22 protein-coding genes are annotated in these 21,044 nt (G+C 69.5%); 6 read left to right on the plus strand and 16 right to left on the minus strand.

What is annotated here, in order from left to right; all coding sequences use genetic code 11:
- Window positions 1-67: 67 nt before the first annotated feature.
- Window positions 68-1,408 carry a M48 family metalloprotease gene (locus tag LG391_RS04050; protein ID WP_225766675.1) on the plus strand — a complete coding sequence of 447 codons (1,341 nt, stop codon included), beginning with the start codon at window positions 68-70 and terminating at the stop codon, window positions 1,406-1,408.
- 102 nt (window positions 1,409-1,510) lie between these two features.
- The gene (locus tag LG391_RS04055; protein WP_225766677.1) at window positions 1,511-2,263 is read left to right on the plus strand and encodes a DsbA family protein; all 753 of its coding nucleotides are present in this window, start codon (window positions 1,511-1,513) and stop codon (window positions 2,261-2,263) included.
- 27 nt (window positions 2,264-2,290) lie between these two features.
- Here the strand turns inward: LG391_RS04055 and LG391_RS04060 are convergent, their stop codons facing one another.
- The 10 genes from LG391_RS04060 to LG391_RS04105 all read right to left on the minus strand — a co-directional run bounded on the left by LG391_RS04060 (window position 2,291) and on the right by LG391_RS04105 (window position 10,369).
- Window positions 2,291-2,689, minus strand: a complete 399-nt coding sequence (locus tag LG391_RS04060; RefSeq protein WP_225766679.1) for a type II toxin-antitoxin system VapC family toxin — start codon at window positions 2,687-2,689, stop codon at window positions 2,291-2,293.
- Entirely contained in the window at window positions 2,689-2,928 is a 240-nt protein-coding gene (locus LG391_RS04065) for a type II toxin-antitoxin system VapB family antitoxin (protein ID WP_225766681.1), read from the minus strand. Before LG391_RS04065 ends, LG391_RS04060 begins: the two co-directional genes overlap by 1 nt.
- Window positions 2,929-2,997: 69 nt before the next feature.
- Window positions 2,998-3,159 (minus strand): hypothetical protein, encoded by a 162-nt coding sequence (locus LG391_RS04070; protein ID WP_225766683.1) that lies wholly within the window; start codon window positions 3,157-3,159, stop codon window positions 2,998-3,000.
- 30 nt (window positions 3,160-3,189) lie between these two features.
- Window positions 3,190-3,768, minus strand: a complete 579-nt coding sequence (locus tag LG391_RS04075; RefSeq protein WP_225766685.1) for a TetR/AcrR family transcriptional regulator — start codon at window positions 3,766-3,768, stop codon at window positions 3,190-3,192.
- 121 nt (window positions 3,769-3,889) lie between these two features.
- The gene (locus tag LG391_RS04080) at window positions 3,890-4,969 is read right to left on the minus strand and encodes a DUF1176 domain-containing protein (protein ID WP_225766686.1); all 1,080 of its coding nucleotides are present in this window, start codon (window positions 4,967-4,969) and stop codon (window positions 3,890-3,892) included.
- Between the two features lie 120 nt (window positions 4,970-5,089).
- Entirely contained in the window at window positions 5,090-5,983 is an 894-nt protein-coding gene (locus tag LG391_RS04085; protein ID WP_225766687.1) for an alpha/beta fold hydrolase, read from the minus strand.
- Window positions 5,984-6,005: 22 nt separating this feature from the next.
- The gene (locus LG391_RS04090; RefSeq protein ID WP_225766688.1) at window positions 6,006-6,890 is read right to left on the minus strand and encodes a carbohydrate ABC transporter permease; all 885 of its coding nucleotides are present in this window, start codon (window positions 6,888-6,890) and stop codon (window positions 6,006-6,008) included.
- Window positions 6,890-7,834 carry a carbohydrate ABC transporter permease gene (locus tag LG391_RS04095; protein WP_225766689.1) on the minus strand — a complete coding sequence of 315 codons (945 nt, stop codon included), beginning with the start codon at window positions 7,832-7,834 and terminating at the stop codon, window positions 6,890-6,892. The genes LG391_RS04090 and LG391_RS04095 overlap by 1 nt, the downstream gene beginning before the upstream one ends.
- 106 nt (window positions 7,835-7,940) lie before the next feature.
- Complete coding sequence (locus LG391_RS04100) at window positions 7,941-9,257, minus strand: ABC transporter substrate-binding protein (RefSeq protein ID WP_225766690.1); 1,317 nt, start codon at window positions 9,255-9,257, stop codon at window positions 7,941-7,943.
- A gap of 53 nt (window positions 9,258-9,310) precedes the next feature.
- Window positions 9,311-10,369: an ABC transporter ATP-binding protein gene (locus tag LG391_RS04105; RefSeq protein ID WP_225766691.1), complete on the minus strand. Its 1,059-nt coding sequence runs from the start codon at window positions 10,367-10,369 to the stop codon at window positions 9,311-9,313.
- A 375-nt stretch (window positions 10,370-10,744) separates the two neighbouring features.
- Here LG391_RS04105 and LG391_RS04110 point away from each other — a divergent pair, with 375 nt between their 5' ends.
- The gene (locus LG391_RS04110; protein ID WP_225766692.1) at window positions 10,745-11,548 is read left to right on the plus strand and encodes an alpha/beta hydrolase; all 804 of its coding nucleotides are present in this window, start codon (window positions 10,745-10,747) and stop codon (window positions 11,546-11,548) included.
- 131 nt (window positions 11,549-11,679) lie between these two features.
- On the opposite strand, the gene denD is transcribed toward LG391_RS04110, so the two are convergent.
- Both denD and LG391_RS04120 read right to left on the minus strand, forming a co-directional pair.
- Window positions 11,680-12,678: a D-erythronate dehydrogenase gene (denD, locus tag LG391_RS04115; RefSeq protein ID WP_225766693.1), complete on the minus strand. Its 999-nt coding sequence runs from the start codon at window positions 12,676-12,678 to the stop codon at window positions 11,680-11,682.
- A gap of 135 nt (window positions 12,679-12,813) precedes the next feature.
- On the minus strand, window positions 12,814-14,379 hold the full coding sequence (locus tag LG391_RS04120; protein WP_225766694.1) for an amino acid permease: 1,566 nt from the start codon (window positions 14,377-14,379) through the stop codon (window positions 12,814-12,816).
- A 265-nt stretch (window positions 14,380-14,644) separates the two neighbouring features.
- On the opposite strand from LG391_RS04120, the gene LG391_RS04125 reads away from it, so the two are divergent.
- The 3 genes from LG391_RS04125 (at window position 14,645) to LG391_RS04135 (ending at window position 17,908) form a co-directional block, all read left to right on the plus strand.
- Window positions 14,645-16,063 (plus strand): glutamine synthetase family protein, encoded by a 1,419-nt coding sequence (locus LG391_RS04125; RefSeq protein WP_225766695.1) that lies wholly within the window; start codon window positions 14,645-14,647, stop codon window positions 16,061-16,063.
- Window positions 16,064-16,214: 151 nt separating this feature from the next.
- A complete protein-coding gene (locus LG391_RS04130) occupies window positions 16,215-16,991 on the plus strand; it encodes an SDR family oxidoreductase (protein WP_225766696.1) in 777 nt (258 codons plus the stop codon).
- Window positions 16,992-17,002: 11 nt separating this feature from the next.
- Window positions 17,003-17,908, plus strand: a complete 906-nt coding sequence (locus tag LG391_RS04135; protein WP_225766697.1) for a DMT family transporter — start codon at window positions 17,003-17,005, stop codon at window positions 17,906-17,908.
- 4 nt (window positions 17,909-17,912) lie between these two features.
- Here the strand turns inward: LG391_RS04135 and LG391_RS04140 are convergent, their stop codons facing one another.
- The 4 genes from LG391_RS04140 to LG391_RS04155 form a co-directional block, all read right to left on the minus strand.
- Window positions 17,913-18,317 (minus strand): DoxX family protein, encoded by a 405-nt coding sequence (locus tag LG391_RS04140; RefSeq protein WP_225766698.1) that lies wholly within the window; start codon window positions 18,315-18,317, stop codon window positions 17,913-17,915.
- On the minus strand, window positions 18,314-19,729 hold the full coding sequence (locus LG391_RS04145; protein ID WP_225766699.1) for an MFS transporter: 1,416 nt from the start codon (window positions 19,727-19,729) through the stop codon (window positions 18,314-18,316). The genes LG391_RS04140 and LG391_RS04145 overlap by 4 nt, the downstream gene beginning before the upstream one ends.
- 140 nt (window positions 19,730-19,869) lie before the next feature.
- On the minus strand, window positions 19,870-20,325 hold the full coding sequence (soxR, locus tag LG391_RS04150; protein ID WP_225766700.1) for a redox-sensitive transcriptional activator SoxR: 456 nt from the start codon (window positions 20,323-20,325) through the stop codon (window positions 19,870-19,872).
- Between the two features lie 219 nt (window positions 20,326-20,544).
- The gene (locus LG391_RS04155) at window positions 20,545-21,033 is read right to left on the minus strand and encodes a VOC family protein (RefSeq protein ID WP_225766701.1); all 489 of its coding nucleotides are present in this window, start codon (window positions 21,031-21,033) and stop codon (window positions 20,545-20,547) included.
- Window positions 21,034-21,044 lie beyond the last annotated feature (11 nt).

The raw sequence follows: 21,044 nt of genomic DNA on the forward strand, positions 1-21,044 counted from the left end.
TCGACACAGTCGGCCTCTAGCGTGATGATCCATCGGAACGGATCGCCGGCACGGAGGGAGCGGAGCGTTGGGACGGGTCATTCGGATCTTGATGCTGGCCCTGGCGACGGTCATCGTCGGGCCCCTCGCGGCGGCCCAGGCGCAACGCATTCCGGTGGTCCGCGACGCCGAGATCGAAACTAGCATCCGCCGGATGATGACGCCAATCTTCCGGGCGGCGTCGCTGAACCCGGAGGCCGTCGGCATCTTCCTGGTCAATGACGACGACGCCAACGCCTTCGTCGCCGGCGGCCAGAACATCTTCGTCCATTCCGGGCTGATCCTGCAGACCCGCAACGCCGGGGAGCTGCTGGCCGTGCTGGCGCACGAGACCGGGCACATCGCCGGCGGTCATCTGGTGCGCGGCGCCGAGCAGATGGAGCGCAGCCGGCTGATCGCCACCATCGGCTCGCTGCTCGGCGCCGCCGCCGGGGCCGCGGCCGGGCGCGGCGACGCCGCCATGGCCGGGGCCGTCACCGCCCAGGACATGGTCCGGCAGAACATGGTCAACTTCACCCGCGGGATCGAGAGCTCGGCCGACCAGGCGGGGCTGCGCTTCCTGGCCCAGGCCGGGATCCCGGCTGACGGCATGCTCAGCTTCCTCAAGCGCATGCAGGATGCCGAGCTGGCCCGCCCGAGCGGCTCGGAATACACCCGCACGCATCCGCTGACCCAGGACCGGATCGAGGCGGTGCAAGAGGCGGTCGACAAGTCGCCGCTGCGCGGCGGCGCCATGCCGCCCGGCTACGACGACATGTTCGCGCGGATGCGGGCGAAGCTGTTCGGCTTCACCCAGCCGATGGGCGTGGCGCGGGTCTATCCGCCCGGCGACACCAGCATCCCGGCGCAATACGCCCGGGCGATCGCGGCCTATCGCAACAACGTCTTCGCCGACGCGCTCGGCCGCACCGACGCGCTGATCAAGGCCGAGCCGCGCAACCCCTATTTCCTCGAGCTGCGCGGCCAGATCCTGCTGGAGACCGGGCGGCTGACCGAGGCCCGCCCGTATTACGAGCGCGCCCTGGCCCTCCTGCCCGGCGAGCCGCTGCTGCTGATCCCGCTGGCCCAGACCAAGATCGACCGCGGCTCGGACGCCGAGCTGCGCAGCGCCATCCGCGACCTGGAGCGGGCCAGCGTCGAGCCGGAGAAGACGCCGCCGATCGTCTGGCGGCTCTTGGGCACCGCCTACGGCAAGGTCGGCGACATGGGCAAGGCGGCGCTGGCCCTGGCCGAGGACAACCTCGCCCGCGGCGACAAGCGCAACGCCCGGGCCCAGGTCGACCGGGCGCTGCAACTGCTGCCGCGCGGCTCCCCCGGCTGGCGCCGCGCCCAGGATCTGCAGCGGGAGGCCGAGGACCGGCCTGGTTAGCGCATGGCCTTGCGGTCGAATTGTCGCCGAAACCGTGTAACGCTTGATCATCCCGTCGCGAAAGGCGACTAGTGGGACATGCTTCAGCGAAAGGATACCCCGATGCTCCGCCCCCGCCTCGCCAGCCTGGCCGTCCTCGCCGCGGTGGCGGTTGCGTCGCCGTCGGTCTCGGCCCAGCAGAGCACGCCCGCGATCGATCCGGCCCAGAAGGAGGCGATCGAACAGGTCGTGCGCGACTACATCCGCGCCCATCCGGAGATCGTGGTCGAGGCGCTGGACGCCTATCAGGCCAAGAAGGACGAGGAGGAGCGCGCCAGCCAGGCCAAGACGCTGACCAGCCGGGCCGACGAGATCTTCCGCAGCCCGACCTCGCCGGTGATCGGCAACGCCCAGGGCGACGTCACGCTGGTCGAGTTCTTCGACTACCAGTGCGGCTACTGCAAGCGGGCCCAGCCGGACCTGGAGCGCCTGATGAAGGCGGACAGCGGGCTCAAGGTGGTGCTGAAGGAGTTCCCGATCCTCGGCCCCGCCTCGGTGACCGCGGCCCGCGCCTCGCTGGCGGCGCAGAAGCAGGGCAAGTACCTGGACTTCCACACCAAGCTGATGGGCTTCAAGGGCCAGCTGACCGACCAGGTGATCTACGACACCGCCCAGCAGGTCGGGCTCGACCTCGACAAGCTGAAGCAGGACATGAACGACCCGTCGGTGGTGGCGGAGCTGCGCGCCAACATGGACCTGGCCGAGGCGCTGGGCGTGCAGGGCACGCCGGCTTTCGTCATCAACGACCAGATCATCCCGGGCGCCGTCGGCTTCGACGCGCTGAAGAGCCAGATCGACAAGGACCGGGCGGGCTGAGGCTGTCGGCGGAGGCGAAGTCCGCCGTCAGGCAAGCTGGATGTCGGTCTTCGCGAAATCCTCGCCCTTGCACAACAGGGGGGCGTCGCGGGTGGCGGCGCAGGCATAGGAAAAGCAATCGCCCATGTTCAGCTGGGCCGGATGCCCTCTCCCCTTGCCGTAGCGGTCGAACGCCTTCAGTGCTGCCGATGCTTCCGCGGCATCGATCGCGACAACGCTCACCTTCGCCGTCTCCAGGAACTCCCGAACATCGGCCTCTGCCTCGGCGACGCTCGCGTGGCGTTTCCGGCAGATCCCCAGCGCCGCCTCGAAGACCGCGACCGTCGAGGTGATCGGCTGCGGTGCCGCCTCGAGGCGATCGGCCAGCACGTCGGCGTCGTCCTCCCGGGTCAGGATGGCGACGATGGCGGAGGCGTCGATGAACATCAGAGGTCGCCGCTCAGCTCATCGTAGAACGCCTTGTCCGCCTCGAGCCCGGTCGCCGGCCGGGCGGCGATGCGGTGCTGCAGCGGCCGCAACCGCTCGCGAAGCGGAACGGCCTCCTCATCCCGGCGCAACTCGTTTTCGACCGCCAGACGCACGGCCTCGGTGAGGCCGAGACCTTTCCGCTTGGCGAGCTTCCGGACCAACCTATCCGTGAGCTCGTCCCGGATGCTGAGCGGCATCGCGATCACTCCATATATACGTCATGATACAAATATCATGACGTATATATGAAGAGCATCGCGGATCGGTCAAGGTCTCGCAGCCTGCGATGGCCGCCGGGGCGGCACCTCTTCGTCGATGAGGTCGAGGCGCGATTCCAGCTCGCGGATGGCGCTGCGCTGGGTCAGGACCTGGACGCCGAGCCAGATCATGGCGGCGATCATCAGCAGGAACACGATCGGGTCGATCATGACGTCTCCTTGCGCTGAGACGGATGGAGGTCAGGCGGTCGGGGCGCCGAGCGCCCGCAGCACGGCGCCGGCAATCTCCGGCGCGCGGTCGGCCAGGCCGCCGTCGAGCCGGCCGTAGAGAAGAAAGACCGCCGGCTGCAGCACGCAGCCGAAGGCGATGGCGGTGGCGAGCCGGGGGTCGGCGATGGTCACGGCGCCCTCGCGGATGCCGTCGGCGACCACGGCGCCGATGACGTCGCCCGGGTTGGGCTCGCCGACCGTGAAGCTGGGCAACGCCCGGTGCTGGACGATCAGCAGGAAGCGGAACAGCGCCGGATCGCGGTCGTGCAGCCGGCAGCAGGCCTCGACCATCGCGCGCATCCGCGCCGCGAAGCCGGTCAGCCCGTCCTGCGCCGCATGGACCTGACGGCCGAACTCGACATAGCGGTCGGCGAACAGCCCGGCCACGAACTCGTCCTTCGAGGTCAGGTGGCGGTACAGCGCCGCTTCGGTAACCCCCACCGCGGCGGCGATGTCGCGCACCGAGGTGCCCTCCACCCCGCGCTCGGCGAACAGGCGGATGGCCGCCTCCTCCATCCGCGCCCTGGTGTCCCTGCCCTTGCCGGCCATATCGCGACTCAAGATGTTAGCGATCGTTAACTAACTATGCTGAGGCGCACGGAGATGTCAATGCCCTGCCCGCCGTGCAGGCGGAGCCGTCGCTTCGTCGTTCAGCCCGGCTTGGGGCGGATCAGTCCGCCGCCGTGGTCCGCCACAGGACAGGCCAGTCGCCCGGAAAGCCGCGGCAGCTGTCCTGGAAGCTGTATCGCGCGATCCGGAAGTCCTTGCCGTCGAACACCCAGCGGGCCGAGGAGCCGCAATCCCCGATGCCGCGGCCCCGGCCGGCCGACATCAGCGTCCCGGTCGCCGGGTCGTAGTCGGGGTCGATCAGGGTTCCGGACGAATCGTCGACGTCGCCGGCCCAGCCGGCCTTCGGGGTCGACAGCACCAGGTGGCGGGCCGCGCCCGGATCCTGCTGCGGCGTCCGGAACAGCAGATAGGCGGACTGATAGGCGCCGAGGCCGCAGTGCAGCATGACCAACGCCTCCGTGGCCGTCAGCGGCACGACCTGGTCGTGGGGAGCGTCGGGCGACAAGCAACCCGAGGCCGACAGCAAATCCTTCTGCGCCGCGCGCACCTCGGCGGCGATCCGGGATGCGACGGCATCGGGGATGGCCGGCGGCGCAGGCGGCGCGACCGGCATCGCCGGCAGCGGGCGGGCGGCCGGAACCGCGCTCGCCGGCTTGCTGCCCGGGCGGACCAGGGCGGTCGTGGTGCCGACGCGTCCCTGGGCGTCGTCCATGGCCAGGAGGGCGGCGGTCATGCCGTCCAGGGACACGGTCCCCGCCTTGCCCAGGCTCAGCCTGTCCGCGTTCCGCAGGCCGTTCAGGAAGGCGGCGGCGCCGGCCGGGTCACGCAGCACCAGGGCCTGGTCCCCGCCGCCGGTCCATGCGCCGGACCCGAGGCCGCCCCGCTTCGCGGCGCCGCCAACGATCCGGACATCGGCGCGATCGAGCGCGCCCTCGCTTTCGAGGCTGACCACGAGCGCCCCGTCCGGTCCGGCCTCGCGCGTCACCCGGATCACCGCGATGGCGTCGGGGCTATCCTCCCGGCTGAAGCCCCTCGCCTCGCAGCGCCCTGTGTTGTCGCAGGCGATCTGCCAGTCCCGGAATTCCCGGTAGAGCGGCAGGTCGGGCGCTGCGGCCAGCGCCGGCACGACCACGCCGAGAAGGCCGGTGAAGGCCAGAAACACGCCCGTTGCCGCTCTCAACCCGTCCTCCATCCGCCCTGCCCGTCCCCCGACCGCTACAGCTAGCGGCCGATTGGCCCGGAATTGTGGCATAGGCGGGCGCTCCCATGCAGGCAAGGCCGATCGTCCGGGAGATCGCGCTCAGCCCTCCGACCGGATGAACCGCAGGATCGCCTCGGCCACGACGTTCGGGGCCTCGCGCTGGGGGAAATGGCCGATCCCGGGCAGCACATCGCGCTCGTAGCGGCCGCGGAAGAACTTCTCCTTCCCGGCCGAGGTCGAGGGGTCGTTGCAGGGGTCGGAGCCGCCGTGCAGGACCAGCGTCGGCACGTCGATCTCCGGATTTGCGGCCAGGCGTTGCTCAAGCGCGTCGTAGCGCGGGTCGCGCGGCGCCAGGCCCCAGCGCACCCGGTAGGAATGCAGCACCACCTCGGCCCAGTCCGGGTTGTCGAAGGCCGCGGCCGTCTCGTCGAACTCCGCGTCGGACAGCTCCCAGCCCGGGGTCCAGATCCGCCAGATGTGGCGGGTGAAGCCGCGGCGGTCGCGGCGCACCAGATCGGCGCCGCGGTCGAGCGCCATGTACCAGTGGTACCAGTAGTTCTGGACCTGGGTCAGGCTGAGCTCCTGGTCCGGCGAATTGGTGCCCCAGCCGACCGACATGGCGATGCAGTGCGACACCCGCTGCGGCGCCAGGGCGCTGGCGATATAGGCCGCGCGGGCGCCCCAGTCGTGCCCGACCACGGCGAAGCGATCGAGGCCGAGCGCGTCGGCGAAATCGAGCACGTCCTGCCCGAGCGCCGAGAGCTGACCCGAGCGCATGGTGCCCGGGTCGCGGAAGGCGGTGCCGCCGAAGCCGCGGAGGTTCGGCGCCAGGGTTCGGAACCCGGCCTCGTGCAGCGTCGGCAGCATCCGGTCCCAGGTGCGGAGATGGTCCGGCCAGCCGTGCAGCAGCATCAGCGGCGGGCCATCCGCCGGTCCCGACTCCTCGTAGGCGACGCGCAGCAGCGGGGTGTCGACGGACGCGGTCCGGGTCACGGCCTTCTCCCTGGTTCCGGGATCATTCCTTCACGGCGCCGGTCATGCTGGAGACGTAGTGCTCGACGAAGAAGGAGTAGAGCAGCACCACGGGCAGCGAGCCCAGCAGGGCCCCCGACATGAGGGCGCCCCATTGGTAGGTGTCGCCCTGGACCAGCTCGGTCAAGACCCCGACCGGCACGGTCTTGCGCTCGGAATCCGAGATGAAGGTCAGGGCATAGATGAATTCGTTCCAGGACAGGGTGAAGGCGAAGATCCCGGCCGAGATCAGGCCGGGCACGGCCAGCGGCAGGGTGATGCGGCGCAGGATCTGCAGCCGCGAGGCCCCGTCGATGATGGCGCATTCCTCGAGCTCGAAGGGAATCGAGCGGAAATAGCCCATCAAGAGCCAGGTGCAGAACGGCACCAGGAAGGTCGGATAGGTCAGGATCAGCGCCCATTGGCTGTTCAGCAGACCCAGCTCGCCGAGCTGGACCGCGAGCGGAATGAACAGGATCGAGGGCGGCACCAGATAGGCCAGGAAGATGGCGAGGCCGACGAAGCGCGCCCCGGTGAAGCGCAGCCGTTCGATCGCATAGGCGGCGAGGACCGAACAGACCAGCGCCAGCAGGGTCGACCCGACCGCGATCACCATCGTGTTCCACAGCCAGGCCGGGTACGAGGTCTCGAACAGCAGGAACCGGATGTGCCGCAGCGTCGGTTCGGCCACCCACAGCGGGTTGAAGTCCTTGTAGTTGTAGAGCTCGGCGTTCGATTTCACCGAGGTGACGGCCATCCAGTAGAACGGGAACAGCAGCACGAAGACGAACACGGCCAGCGGCAGGTAGACCGTCACCACCCGGCGCGGCAGCCGCTCCAGATAGCCCATGCCGCCTTCGTCGGCGACGGCGTCCTGTTTCACGGCCATCAGTCGCGCCCTCCCTGCTGCCAGCGCTGCCGCTGCAGGCCGAAATAGCTGAACATCACCGCCGCCAGCAGGAACGGGATCATCGCCGAGGCGATCGCCGCCCCCTCGCCCAGCTGGCCGCCGGGGATGGCGCGCTGGAAGGACAGCGTCGCCATCAGATGGGTGGCGTTCAGCGGTCCGCCGCGGGTCAGCACATAGATCAGCTGGAAGTCGGTGAAGGTGAACAGCACCGAGAAGGTCATCACCACGGCGATGATCGGCGACAGCATCGGCAGGGTGATCCAGCGGAAGCGCTGCCAGTTGCTGGCGCCGTCCAGCACCGCCGCCTCGTACAGCGATTGCGGGATGGTCTGCAGACCTGCCAGGAGGGTGATGGCGACGAAGGGAATGCCGCGCCAGATGTTGGCGGCGATCACCGAGGCCCGGGCATTGGCGACGTCGCCCAGGAAGTTGATCGGCGTGTCGATCAGCCCGAGCTGGATCAGGGCCCAGGAGATCACCGAGAACTGGGCGTCGAAGATCCACCAGAAGGCGATGCCGGACAGCACGGTCGGCACCACCCAGGGCAGCAGCACGATGGCGCGCAGAAAGGCCTTGAACGGCAGGTGCCGGTTCAGCAGCAGCGCCAGCCACAGGCCGAGCACGAATTTGAAGATGCTGGCGACGACCGTGTAGAGGATCGTGTTGAACACCGACAGCCAGAAGATCGAATCCTCGTACAGGAACTCGTAGTTCTCGGCCCCGATCCAGATGCCGGGCCGGCCGAGCCGCGTGTCGGTGAAGCCGAGATAGACGCCGAGGCCGAGCGGATAGGTCAGGAACAGCAGCAGGATCACCGCGGCCGGCAGCAGGAAGGCCAGCCCCAGCGCGTTGCGGCTCTCCATCATCCGCGCCATCCACGACGCGGTCGGGGGCGGCGATCTTCGCTGCGCGATCGTCGACATCAGTTCTCCCTCAGGAGATGTGCCGTAGGTTGGGTTCGCCGAGGCGAACCCAACATCGGGCCGCGGAAACAATGTTGGGTTCGCGGTCGCGAACCCAACCTACGACTCAGACGCGGTAGTAGCGCTCGGCCCGCTTCTGGGCCCGCGCCGCCGCTTCCTCCGGCGTGCGCTGGCCGGTGGCGGCCTCGGCGACCATGTTGACGACGATGTAGTCCGCCATCGCCGCGGCCGAGGCGTAGCCGAGGGGACCGGCATAGCCGTTCGGCCGCAACCGCTCCGACGCGCCGGCATAGGCGGCGTGGTTCGGGTCGGCCTTCCAGATCGGGTGGTCGGCATAGCCCTTCAGCGGCTGGCAGCAATAGCCGCTGGCCTGCTCCATCCAGGGGAAGAACTGCTCCTTCTCCCACATGAAGCGCAAGTACTCCTTCGCCGCGTTCGGGTACTTGGTGTAGTTGAAGACGATCGCCGAGGTGGTCTGGCACAGCTCGACCGACTTGCCGACCGGGCCGATCGGCAGCGGCACGCAGCGGATGTCCTTGGCCATCTCCTTCAGATTGGCGTCGTTCTTGGCGGCGTAGTAGAGCGACACGCCGTTCGCGGTGACGCTGACCTCGCCGGCCAGGAAGGCCCGGTTGTTGTTGGTGTCGAGCCAGGCCTCGGTGCCGGGGATGAAGGTCTTGTACAGCTCGGCGGCATATTTCAGCCCGGCGATCGTCTCCGGGCTGTTGATGACGACGTTGCCCTGCTCGTCGACCATCTTGCCGCCATGGCTCCACATGATCCAATGGCCGAAATTGTTGCCGTCGCCGACGCCGTTGCCGAGGGTGAAGCCGGCGGGATGGCCGTTCTCCTTCAGCTTGCGGCACAGCGCCAGGAAGCCGTCGGTGTCCTTCGGGAACTCGGAGAAGCCGGCTTCCTTGACCCAGCTCTCGCGGTAGCAGATGGCGTTGCCGATCGCGGCCAGCGGCAGGCCGATGAACTTGCCGTCGCGCTGGGCATAGCCCTGCAGGCCCTCGTACCAGCCGCCGTATTTGTTGCCGAGATAGTTGGCGAGCTCGGTGACGTCGAGCAGCTTGTCGGGATAGAGCTGGGCGTCGTCGAACCACACCAGCACGATGTCGGGCCCGCTGCCGACATTGGCGGCGACCGCCGCCTTCGGCCGGATGTCTTCCCAGCCTTCGCTGTCGACCCGCACCGGGACGCCGTATTTGTCGCTGAACGCCTTGGTGTTGGCGAGCCACTGGGTCTCGTCGCCCTGCACGAACTTGGCCCAGCGCAGCACCCGCAGCGAGGCGCCCGATTCCGGCGTGTAGGACAGGTCCTGGGCATGGGCCGGCCGGACCAGGCCGGAGGTGCCGAGGGCGCCGGCCGCGGCAAGCCCCGCCCCGGTCTTCAGAACGTCGCGCCGCGTGAACTCAGCCATGTTTCCTCTCCCGTCTGTCTTTGCTTGAAAATCCTGTCTGAAAGCCGCCGCCGTCAGAGGCGGCGTTCGGTCTCCGCGTCGAACAGGTGGATCCGCCCGACATCGGGCTGCAGCCGGATGGTGTCGCCGGGGCCGAAGCTCTGGCGCTCGTTGAACATGGCGCAGATCTCCTGCCCGGCCATGCGGCCGTAGACGAAGGTGTCGTCGCCGGTCGGCTCCATCACCTCGACCTCGGTCGGCAGCCCGGCGCCGTCGGCGGCGACGCGCAGATGCGACGGCCGCACGCCGTAGCGCACCCGCTGACCATGCGCGACCGAGGCATTCGGCGGCAGCGGCAGCAGCGTGCCGTCGCCGGCGCGAACGCCGCCATCGGCCACGGTGCCGTCGATGAAGTTCATGGCCGGCGAGCCGATGAAGCCGGCGACGAAGACATTGGCCGGGTTGTCGTAGAGGTGCAGCGGCGCGCCCGCCTGTTCCACCCGCCCGTCGCGCATCACCACGATCTGGTCGGCCATGGTCATGGCCTCGACCTGGTCGTGCGTGACGTAGATCGAGGTGGTCTTCAGCCGCTGGTGCAGCAGCTTGATCTCGGTGCGCATCTGCACCCGCAGCTTGGCGTCGAGGTTGGACAGTGGCTCGTCGAACAGGAACACCTGCGGGTCGCGCACGATGGCGCGGCCCATGGCGACGCGCTGGCGCTGCCCGCCGGACAGCTGCCGCGGATAGCGGTCGAGCAGCGCCGACAGGCCGAGAATGCCCGCGGCCTCGCCGACCAGCCGGTCGATCTCGGCCTTGTCGGTCTTGGCCAGCATCAGGGCGAAGGCCATGTTGTCCCGCACCGTCATGTGCGGATACAGCGCGTAGTTCTGGAACACCATGGCGATGTCCCGCTCCTTCGGCGGGACGTCGTTGATGCGGCGGCCGGCGATGGAGATGTCGCCGCCGGTGATCCGCTCCAGCCCCGCGATCATGCGCAGGAGGGTGGACTTGCCGCAGCCGGAGGGGCCGACCAGCGCCACGAATTCGTGGTCGCCAATCTCGATGTCGACGCCATGGATGATCGGAACGGTGCCGAAGCTCTTGGTGACACCACGGATCGAAACCGAGGCCATGCCCCCTCCCTCTGAGCGCTGCCGGAGGCATCCTGGCCGCCGATCGTTGCCGCAGAGGGTAGCCGATGGTCCGGGCGGGTCAAACGGATTCGGCGGTTTGATCGTACAAATCTGGTACCGGTATCAGTCGCTCATGACGCAGGGCGCCGAGATGGTCGCCCCGATAGCGGCGCGGGAACCCGAAAACCAGCCTCGGCAGCCCCTCCGTCGCGAAGGGCCTCGGCCGACGACGATCATTGCCATGTATTCATGAAACTATCTTCGGCCGACATTCGAATACGCAGATACCGCTCAGACGCACTATCCACATACGGAGGCGGTCGAGCGCCGCTTCCGGAGGGACCGGAGGCGCCCTTGCATTGCGGAGAGAAGACCATGCTGAACGCCATCGATCGCCGTGAGTTTCTGATGGGCTTGGCCGCCGGCGGCGCGGCCGTGTTGGCGGCGGGTCATGCCCGCGCCGCGGCGGCGGCCGCACCGGCTATGCCGGTCGCGGCGCCGCGCGCCCGCAACGTCGTGCTGGTGCACGGTGCCTATGCCGACGGATCCTGCTGGGTGGAGATCATCCCCCGGCTGCAACAGGCCGGGCTGACCGTGACGGCGGTGCAGAACCCGCTGCAGTCCCTGATCGAGGACTGCGCCTTCACTCAGCGCATCCTGGACCTGCAGGACGGCCCGACCGTGCTGGTCGGCCATTCCTATGCCGGCGAGGTGATCACCCAGACCGGCGTGCATCCGAAGGTCTCGGCCCTCGTCTACTGCTCCGCCCGCGCGCCGGACGCGGAGGAGGACTACACGGCGCTGGCCAAGACCTACCCGACCCCGCCGGCGAGCGCCGGGCTAGTGCATGCCGGCGGCTATCTCTGGCTCAACGAGGAGGCGTTCCTGCGCGACTTCGCCGGCGACGTCGACCCGGCCAGGGCGCGGGTGCTCTACGCCGTCCAGGGCCGCGTCTCCGACACGCTGTTCACGGCCAAGGTGACGCAGGCGGCATGGCGGTCGAAGCCGAGCTTCTACCAAGTCTCGGCCCGGGACCGGACGATCAACCCCGACCTGCAGCGCTTTATGGCCAGGCGGATGAACGCGAAGACGATCGAGCTGCCGTCGAGCCATCTCGGCATTGTCTCGCATCCGAAGGAGATCGCGGCGCTGATCCTGGAGGCCGCCGGCGCGGCGTGAGACGGTTAGCCCCACGCCCCCAACTGTCATGCCCGGGGCTTGACCCGGGCATCCAGGAATCTCAATGCCGCTCTGGGTGGCCCCTGGATCGCCGGGTCAAGCCCGGCGATGACAGCAGGGGAAAAGCGGCCTCAGTGCCGGCTCGGCAGGAAGTCCTCGATGTAGTCCTCGACCACACGGTCGATGCTCTCGTCGATCGGCAGGCCCAGGGCCTTGGCGCGGTCCCAGGAGGCGTCGGTGGCCCAGCCGTCGACGATCGCCTGGATCACCGGGTCCGGCTTCGTCGTGATCGGTCCGAGCTTGATCTGGTACTTCTCGGCCACCCGCTTCACCGCGGCGACCATATCCTCGACCGTATAGGCGCGGCTGGGCAGGTTGACGGCACGGTCGTCGCCCAGCGCCGCGGCCGGCGCCTCGTGCAGGCCGATGAAGCTGGCGATGCAGTTGCGGTAGCCCAGCATCGGCAGCTGCGCCCGGGTCACCGGCAGCACGCATTCCTCGCCGTTCAGCGGCTCGCGGAACACGCCGGAGCAGAAGCTGGAGGCGGCGGAGTTCGGCTTGCCCGGGCGGATGAAGATGGTCGGCAGCCGGGCCGAACGGCCGTCGAAGAAGCCCTTGCGGCTGTAGTCGTTGACCAGCAGCTCGCAGATCGTCTTGGTGATACCGTAGGTGGTCTGGCTGGTCTGTTTGGTCTCGTCGGTGACGACCTTCGGCATGACCGAGCCGCCGAACACGGCGATCGAGCTGGCGGCGACCAGGCGCTGCGCCCCGCCCTGCCGCGCCCGCACCGCCTCGAACACGTTCAGCCCGCCGTCGAGATTGACCTTCAGCGCCAGGTCGAAGTCCTTCTCGCCGCCGCCCGACAGGATCGAAGCGAGGTGGAACACCGAGATGTCGTCGCGGTCGACCAGGCCGAAGACGGTGGCGCGGTCGGAGATGTCGCCGGTGACGATCGACACCCGGTCGTCGAGACCCTCCGGCCGCTCGGCCGGCGCCGACATGTCGAACAGGGTGATCGCGTCGATCGGCTCCTGCTGGCCGGAGATGCCGGTGAGGCTGCCCCGCTTCAGCAGTGCCCGGGCGAGGTTCAGCCCGACGAAACCGAGACCACCGGTGATGACGACCTTCATCCTGCGTTTCCCCTGAACCTGCCGCCGTCGACCGGCGGCCGTATTGTACGACTTATACGGTTTAGATCGGCCCCGTCCCGACGGCAAGAAAAAGGGGCGCCCGGCCGGGCGCCCCTTCGATGACAGCGGTCCGGATCAGGCCTTGCCGGCTTCGCCGACCGCGGTGCCGGCCGCCTCGCCCACCGCCTGCTCGGCGGCCGCGATCTCGGCCTGGCGCCGGCGGATGGCGTCGCCGATCGGCGGCCCCTGGAAGCGCCGGTTCTCCAGCCCGAACCAGACGATCGCGGTGATCACCAGGAAGGCCAGCGTGATGTACAGCGCCTTTTCGTTCGGCGGCTGCACGCCGATGATGAAGATCAGCACCGCCGCCGCGACGCACAGCACCGCCACCAGCCGGTAGGCGCCGCCCAGCGTCCACGGCCCCATCTGCGTCCAGGTCCGGCCATAGGCCCAGGCGCCGAGCGCCACCGGCAGGCCGTAGGAGATGAACAGGAAGATCACCGCCACCGAGACGACGATGGAATAGAGGTCGGCATAGACGGTCAGCAGCACGGCCAGCACCGTGCCGGTCCAGATCGCGGCGACCGGCGTGCGGAAGGTCGGGCTGACCTTGCGCAGCGTGCCGGAGGCCGGCAGGCCGCCGTCGCGTGCGAAGGCGAAGATCATCCGCGACACCGAGGTCACGGTGGCCAGGCCGCACAGGTACTGGCTGACGGCGATGCCGAAATAGAGCGTGTATTTCAGCCCGGCCGGCAGCACCGCGTCCGAGGTCCAGAAGAACACGTTCCAGCCTTGGGCGGCCGCCTCGTCCATGTTCGGGATCGCCAGCACGAAGGCGACCAGCATGGCGTAGCCGAACACCGCGGACAGCACCACCGACCGGACCATCGAGCGCGGCACGTTGTGCGACGCCTGCACCGTCTCCTCGGAGGTGTGGGCCGAGGCGTCGAAGCCGGTGATGGTGTAGATCGGCAGCAGCAGGCCGAGCAGGAACACCATCAGCAGGCTGCTGTGCTGGGGCCAGACGTCGCCGCCGGCCGGCCCGCTGTAGTTGGTGAAGGTCCATAGCCGCGAGACGTCGATCGCCGGGGCATAGGCCAGGAAGGCGATGGTCAGCGCCACCGCCACCAGGAAGATCAGATAGCCGCTGAGGTCGGTCAGCAGCGTCGTCACCCGGATGCCCAGATGGTTGAACAGCGCGTGGCTGCCGGTCAGCAGCGCCAGGAAGATGAACTGGGTCCAGGCATTGGCCTCGAGCCCGAGCTGGGGCCCGAAGGCGCCGACCACGAACAGGAAGGTGCCGACATTGATCGCCGCCAGCACCGCGATCAGCCCGATCAGGTTGAACCAGGCGGTGAACCAGCCCAGCGCCCGGCCGCCGAGGATCGAGCCCCAGTGGTAGAGGCCGCCGGCGGTCGGATAGGCCGAGGCGATCTGGCCCATGCCGAGGGCGAAGATCAGCGACACCAGGCAGCCGAGCGGCCAGCCGATGCCGATCGCGGCGCCGCCGACGCCGCCGATGCCCTGCCCCAGCGAGTTGATGCCGCCGGACAGGATGCAGATGATCGAGAAGGAGATGGCGAAGTTGGAGAAGCCGGACATCCGCCGCAGCAGCTCCTGGGCATAGCCCATGCTGTGCAGGACCTTCACATCGTCGGAGATGTCGTGCGGGCTTCCCGGACCGCGAGCGTCCTGGGACATCGATGCGCGCTCCCTGTTGTCGTTCTGGACTGCTTCCTGGATCGCTCCCTCACAAGAACGGGCATGATCCCACACGGGACGCGCCCGGATCCGGCAGAAACTGTCTCACCGAACCACAACGCCGACAAGGGTATTGCACGCTGCGTCGCGGCCCGTCTTGCCGCCGCTTCGTCAGGCATGCTCTGAATAGTCTCCGCAACTCGACCCGCACCGGATCCTCCGGGCCAAGCGGCGGGCGACAGGAAACGGGAGACTTCGAGCGATCATGGCGCAACCCTCATCCCGGGCCGCGAGCTCTCGCACCGCAGCCCCTGCCCGCTTCACCGCCCCACGCGTTACTGGCGACGACGCCCGCAAGCTGGTGCAGGAGGGCGGGTACAACCACGTCAAGGTGGCGCTGACCGATGTCGACGGCATCCTGCGCGGCAAGTACATCTCGCGCGACAAGTTCCTGTCGGCGCTGGAGAAGGGCTTCGGCTTCTGCGACGTGATCGTCGGCTGGGACAGCCACGACCAGCTCTACGACAACGCCCGCTACACCGGCTGGCACACCGCCTATCCCGACGCGCCGGTGCGCATCCTGCCGGAGACGATGCGCCGCCTGCCCTTCGAGAACGACCTGCCCTTCTTCCTGTGCGAGCTGGCCGACCAGGCCGAGGCGGTGTGCCCGCGCGCCCTGCTGCGCCGGATGCTGGACAAGGCCGCCGGCATGGGCTTCGGCCTGAAGGCGGCGTTCGAATACGAGTTCTTCCTGTTCGACGAGACGCCGCATTCGGTGCGCGAGAAGCACTACCGCAACCTGACCAGCCTGACGCCCGGCTTCTTCGGCTATTCGACGCTGCGCAACACGGTGTGGTCGGACCTGTACCACGAGATCCTGTCCACCATGCAGGCGCTGGACTGCGAGATCGAGGGGCTGCACACCGAGACCGGGCCGGGCGTGCTGGAGGCGGCGATCGCCGTCGATGACGGCCTGGCCGCCGCCGACAAGGCGACGCTGTTCCGCACCTTCACCAAGGTGATCGCCCAGCGCAACAACCTGATGGCCACCTTCATGTCGAAGTGGTCGAACGAGGTGCCTGGGCAGAGCGGCCACATCCACATGTCGCTGGTCGACGGCAAGGGCAAGCCGGCCTTCCACGACCCGAAGGACCCGCACGGGATGAGCGCCGTCATGCGCCATTTCGTGGCCGGCCAGCAGGCGCTGATGCCGGAGCTCCTGGCCATGATCGCGCAGACGGTGAACGCCTATTCCCGGCTGGTGCCGGGCTTCTGGGCGCCGACCTCGGCGACCTGGGGGGTGGAGAACCGGACCACGGCGCTGCGCGTGATCCAGGGCGGGCCGAAGAGCCAGCGGGTCGAGTTCCGCATCGCCGCCGCCGACGCCACCCCCTACATCGTCCTGGCCGCGGCGCTGGGCGCCGGCCTGTGGGGCCTCGAGCGCAAGCTGGAGCTGGGCGAGCCGGTCAAGGGCAACGCCTATGCCAAGACCTTCCCGCGCCGGATGGAGCTGCCGCGCACGCTGTGGGACGCGGCGCAGCGGCTGCGCGCGTCGAAACCCGCGCGCGGCCTGTTCGGCGACGACTGGGTGGAGCATTTCGCCGCGACCCGCGAATGGGAGGAGCGCGAATTCCGCAAGCACATCACCGATTGGGAACTGGCACGGTACTTCGAGATCATCTGAGTCGCCGCACCGGCTGCGCCTCCCAACACGTCATTGCGAGCGGAGCGAAGCAATCCAGGGCCGCTCACTCCGGCCCCTGGATTGCTTCGTCGGCTTCGCCTCCTCGCAATGACGGACCGGGGCCGGCGACGCTGTCATTGAGGAGCGTTCCATGGATCTCGGCCTGACCGGAAAGACCGTGCTGGTGACCGGCGGATCGAAGGGCATCGGCCTGGCCTGCGCCAGGGCCTTCCTGGCCGAGGGCGCGCGCGTCGCCATCGTGTCGCGCGCCCGAGCCAATCTCGACCGCGCCGCGGCGGAACTGCCCGGAAGCGTCGCCATCGCCGCCGACCTGACCGACGCCGCGGCGGCGCTGGCGGCGGTCGAGGCGGCGGAGCGCGCGCTAGGCCCGATCGACGTGCTGGTCAATTCGGCCGGCGCCGCCCGGCGCACCCCGGTGGAGGAGCTGACCCCGGCCGCCTACAAGGCGGCGATGGACGCCAAGTTCTTCTCCTACATCAACGTCATCGATCCGGTGGTGAAGCGCATGGCCGCGCGCGGCGCCGGCGTGGTGGTCAACGTCATCGGCAATGGCGGCAAGGTGCCGGCCACCGTCCACATCGCCGGCGGCGCCGCCAACGCCGCGCTGATGCTGGCCACCGCCGGCCTCGCCACCGCCTATGCCGGCAAGGGCGTCCGCGTGGTCGGCGTCAACCCCGGCCTGACCGAAACCGAGCGGGTGGCCGAAGGGCTGCAGGCCGAGACCCGGCTGCACGGCATCACCCTGGAGGAGGCTCGGCAACGGGCGGTGTCGCGCATCCCGCTCGGCCGCGGGGCGCAGCCGGAGGAGATCGCCGACGCGGTGCTGTTCCTGGCCTCGGCCAAGGCGAGCTACATCACCGGCGTCAATATCACGATGGATGGGCTGCAGAGCCCCGTGGTCGTCTAGCGGCCGGCCGGATGGTGACGAACGCCGCGTCCAAGGCACCGGGCCTGTCGGTCCAGGGGCTGGGATTCCTGGTCGCGACCAGCCTGATATGGGGCTTCAACTGGCCCCTGGTGAAGTACCTGGTGGCGGTGCTGCCGCCCTTCTCGGTGCGGGCGGCGAGCGGCCTGATCGGCACCGCCCTGGTGCTGGCGATCGCCCTGGCCCGGCGCGAATCCCTGATGCCGCCGCGCGGCCAATGGGGCCGGCTGTGCCTAGCGGCGTCGCTCAACGTCACCGCCTGGATGGCGCTGACCACCCTGTCGCTGCTGTGGCTGCGGGCGTCGGAGACGACGATCCTGGCCTACACCCCGCCGATCTGGGCCGGGCTTCTGGCCTGGCCGCTCCTGGGCGAGCGGCCGACGCCGGCCCGCGGCATCGGCCTGGTGCTCGGCCTGTCCGGCATCGTGCTGCTGGTGGCGCACGGCACGCCTGGCGAGGCCGATATCGCCGCCAAGCTGCCCGGCGTCGCCTTCGCCCTGGCCGGGTCGATGCTGTTCGCGCTCGGCACCGTGCTGGCCAAGCGGGCGCCGGTGGCGATGCCGCCGATGGCCCTGGTGGCTTGGCAGACCGGGCTCGGCCTGCTGCCGCTGCTGCTGTTCTGGCTGCTGTTCGAGCAGCCGGATTTCGCGGCGCTGGACGCCGGCCACTGGCTGGCGCTGGTCTATGGCGGCGCCCTCGCCTTCGGCCTGGCCTATGTCGCCTGGTTCGCGGCCCTGCGCCGGCTGCCGGCCTCGGTCGCCACCATCGGGGCGCTGGTGACGCCGGTGATCGGCGTGCTCGCCTCGGTGGCGCTGCTGGGCGACCCGTTCGGCCTGCGCGAGATCGGCGCCCTGGCCCTCACCCTCGGCGGCGTCGCGCTGGCCACCTTCGCCCGCTGACGCGCTATCTCCGGTCCGGCGCCGATCGCCGCGACAGGATCGCGGCCAGGGCGAGCCCGCCAATCAGGGAGACATGCTCGAGCGCGACCGTCATGTCGCAGAACGCATCCTCGCCCTCCTTGGCCCAGAACGGATGCGCCACCGGGATGGTCAGGAGGGTGAAGACCGCCAGCGCCCCCGCCGCCGGCCAGACGCAGCGGTTGGCGACGATCGCCAGCGAGGCGCCGAGCTGCAGCGCCAGCGTGGCCGCGTTCACCGCCCATCCGGGGGTGAGGCCGAAGCCTTCCATCACGGCCGCGCTGGCGCTGAAATCGACCAGCTTGGCCAGGCCGCTGGACCAGAAGACGAAGGTCAGCACCACCCGCGCCAGGACGGCGAAGGCGCGGGAGTCGAGGATCGCCGCGATCATGCCCGCCCCGTCCGGCCGGTGAGGCGCACGACCTTCACCGCGACCGCAATCCCCAGCGCAGGGGCGGCGGCAAAGGCAGCGGCAAGCCAGAAGGCGGCGCTGGACGCCCCGGCGAGGCCGCCGGGCTCGGCGATGCCGGCGAGGTTGGCGACCATCCCGGCGCAGGCCGTGCCGAAGGCGATGGCGAAGAGCTGGACGGTCGTCATCCCGCCCGCCGCCAGGTCCTGTTCGGTGGCCGGGGCGCTCTGGTAGACGCGGGTGACGAGGCTGGGCCAGGCCAGGCCGATGCCGACGCCGATCAGCATCAGGCCGAGGCAGATCGGGGCCAGCAGCAACCAGTCGCCCGCCCCTTCGGCCGGCAGGACGGCGGCGAGCAGGACGAGGCCGGCCAGGGCGAGCGCCGGCCCGGCGATGACGAGGCGGTCGCCGCCGCGCTCCTGCCAGCGCGAGCTGAGGAACGACGCCACCGTCCAGCCGATCGCCATCAGGGCGGCGAGATAGCCGGCCCCGAGCGGCGACTGGCCGTGCAGCTGCTGCAGCAGATACGGCACGAAGATCTCCGGCTGCATGCTCAGCATCAGCAGCGCGATCATCAGGTAGAGGGCGCCGAGCGGCGTGGCGGTGCCGAAGGACCGGCGGGGCAGCAGCCTTGCCCCGGCCCGCGCCTCGACCGCTGCGATCGCCGCGACCAGGGCGACGCCGACGGCGAGCCCGGCGATGATCCACGCCCTGTCCGAGGCCAGGCTGCCGGCCGAGACGGCCAGCACCGCCGCGGTCAGGAGCACGAGCTGGAGCCGCGGCAGAGCGGACCGCTCGTTCCGGTCCGGGCTGGTGCGCGGCAGCGTGGCGGCGGCGAGGAGCGCGAAGCCGGCGGCGAAGGGCAGCAGCGACCAGAAGGCGGCGCGCCAGGCGCCGAGTTCGGCGAAGACGCCGCCGATCGCCGGACCGATCAGCGTCGCCACGCCGAACATGGCGGAGATCAGGCCGATGGCCCGGCCCCAGAGCCGCTCGGGCAGCACCACCCGCGTCAGCCCGTAGGCCAGCGCGTAGAGGAAGCCGCCGCCGAGCCCCTGCACGCTGCGGCCGGCCAGCATCACCGCCATGTCCGGCGCGAGCGAGCAGACCAGCGTGCCCAGGGCGAACAGCAGGGTGGCGACGACATAGGCGCCGCGCGGGCCGGCGGTCTTCAGCAGCGTCGCGGTCAGGGCGGCGCCGAGGATCGACGTCACCACGAACAGCGTCGTGGCCCAGGCGTAGAAATCCAGCCCGCCGATATCGACCACCACGGTCGGCATCACCGTGGTCGCGATGTACATGTTGACGGCGTGCAGCGTGACGCCGCCGGCGAGGGCGAGCGCATAGACGCCGTTCCTGCCGCGGACCAGATCGGCCCAGCCCGCCGGGGCTGCCACGGGAATGGGCCCGGCGCCGGCGGGTCCCGGCGACTCCGAATCGTCGATATGGCTGCGCAATGTCGGGCTCCCTCTGCGAATGCTGGTCGCGACCGACACGCCTTATAGGACCTCAACAATGATTGAGGTCAATAGCCCGGCTACGGCTTCGGGATCAGCCGCCGCGGGCCCGCCCCCTCCCTGCCGAGCGCGTCCCCGGGGTTCCGCAGCGGGCATTCCTCGAGCGAGAGGCAGCCGCAGCCGATGCAGCTGGCGATCTGGTCGCGAAGCTGCATCAGGCTGACGATCCGCTCCTGCAGCATGTCCCGCCAGGCATCGGTGAAACGCTGCCAGTCACGGGCGTTCGGCACGTGGTCGTGCGGCAGGTCGGCGAGCGCGCCGCGGATGGTAGACAGCGGGATACCGGCTCGTTGCGCGATGCGGATGATGGCGATGCGGCGCAGCACGGCGCGGTGGTAGCGGCGCTGGTTCCCCGGCGTCCGCCACCCTTCGATCAGCCCTTTCGCCTCGTAGAAATGGACGGTGGAGACCGCGATGCCGCTGCGCTTGGCGACGTCGCCGACGGCGAGGGTCCGCTTGATGTCGTCTTCGTCCATTCCGCTTCCATTTCGACCGGGGCAAGGGTCATCGGCCGCACCGGCAGGTCCGCGCCGGCGACCGGCATCCCGCCGCGTGAATCCGAGGCTCAAGAAAATTCCGGAATAGGGCACGCCCCGGCATCGTCTCTCTCTCGGGGGGTGCGAGAGCTCCCTTCCACCACTGGACCCCTCAGCCCCGCCTCCTCCGGCGGGGTTCTTTTTGCCGGCCGGAAGCGTCTACCCGGGCGGCCCGGCGTTGCCGGCTTGCTGGAGCATCCGCCACCGGCTGAGAGACATGACCCCGAGCTCCGGGCGAGGCGGCTCCGGGAGGCTGGCGATGAACTCCAGCGAATGGCCGTCCGGATCATCGAAGAAGACGCTGGCGGCCGGCATCCAGGAGAAGACGATCGGCTCCGCGGCGGGGAGGCCGAATGCCGGCCTCGGCTCGACACCGGCATCGCGGAGGGCCGGAATCGAGCGCTTCACGTCCTCCAGATCGACCTTGAAGGAGATGTGCAGCCGGAACCGCAGGGGCGACGAATGGATCGACCACAGCCCCAGCATGCTGCGTTCCCTGGCGCCGACCCAGAAGAACGCAGCATGGCGGTCGGGCACCCTGTGGGCCAATTCGAGCCCCAGCACATCCCGATAGAAGGCGATGGAGCGATCGAGATCGCTGACGGTCAGATGCGTTTCGTAGAGTGACCGGATCGGAACGACCGCCATGGCCGCGTTCC

Origin of the sequence: Inquilinus sp. Marseille-Q2685 (genome assembly GCF_916619195.1) — a bacterium.
In the GTDB taxonomy this organism is placed as follows: domain Bacteria; phylum Pseudomonadota; class Alphaproteobacteria; order DSM-16000; family Inquilinaceae; genus Inquilinus.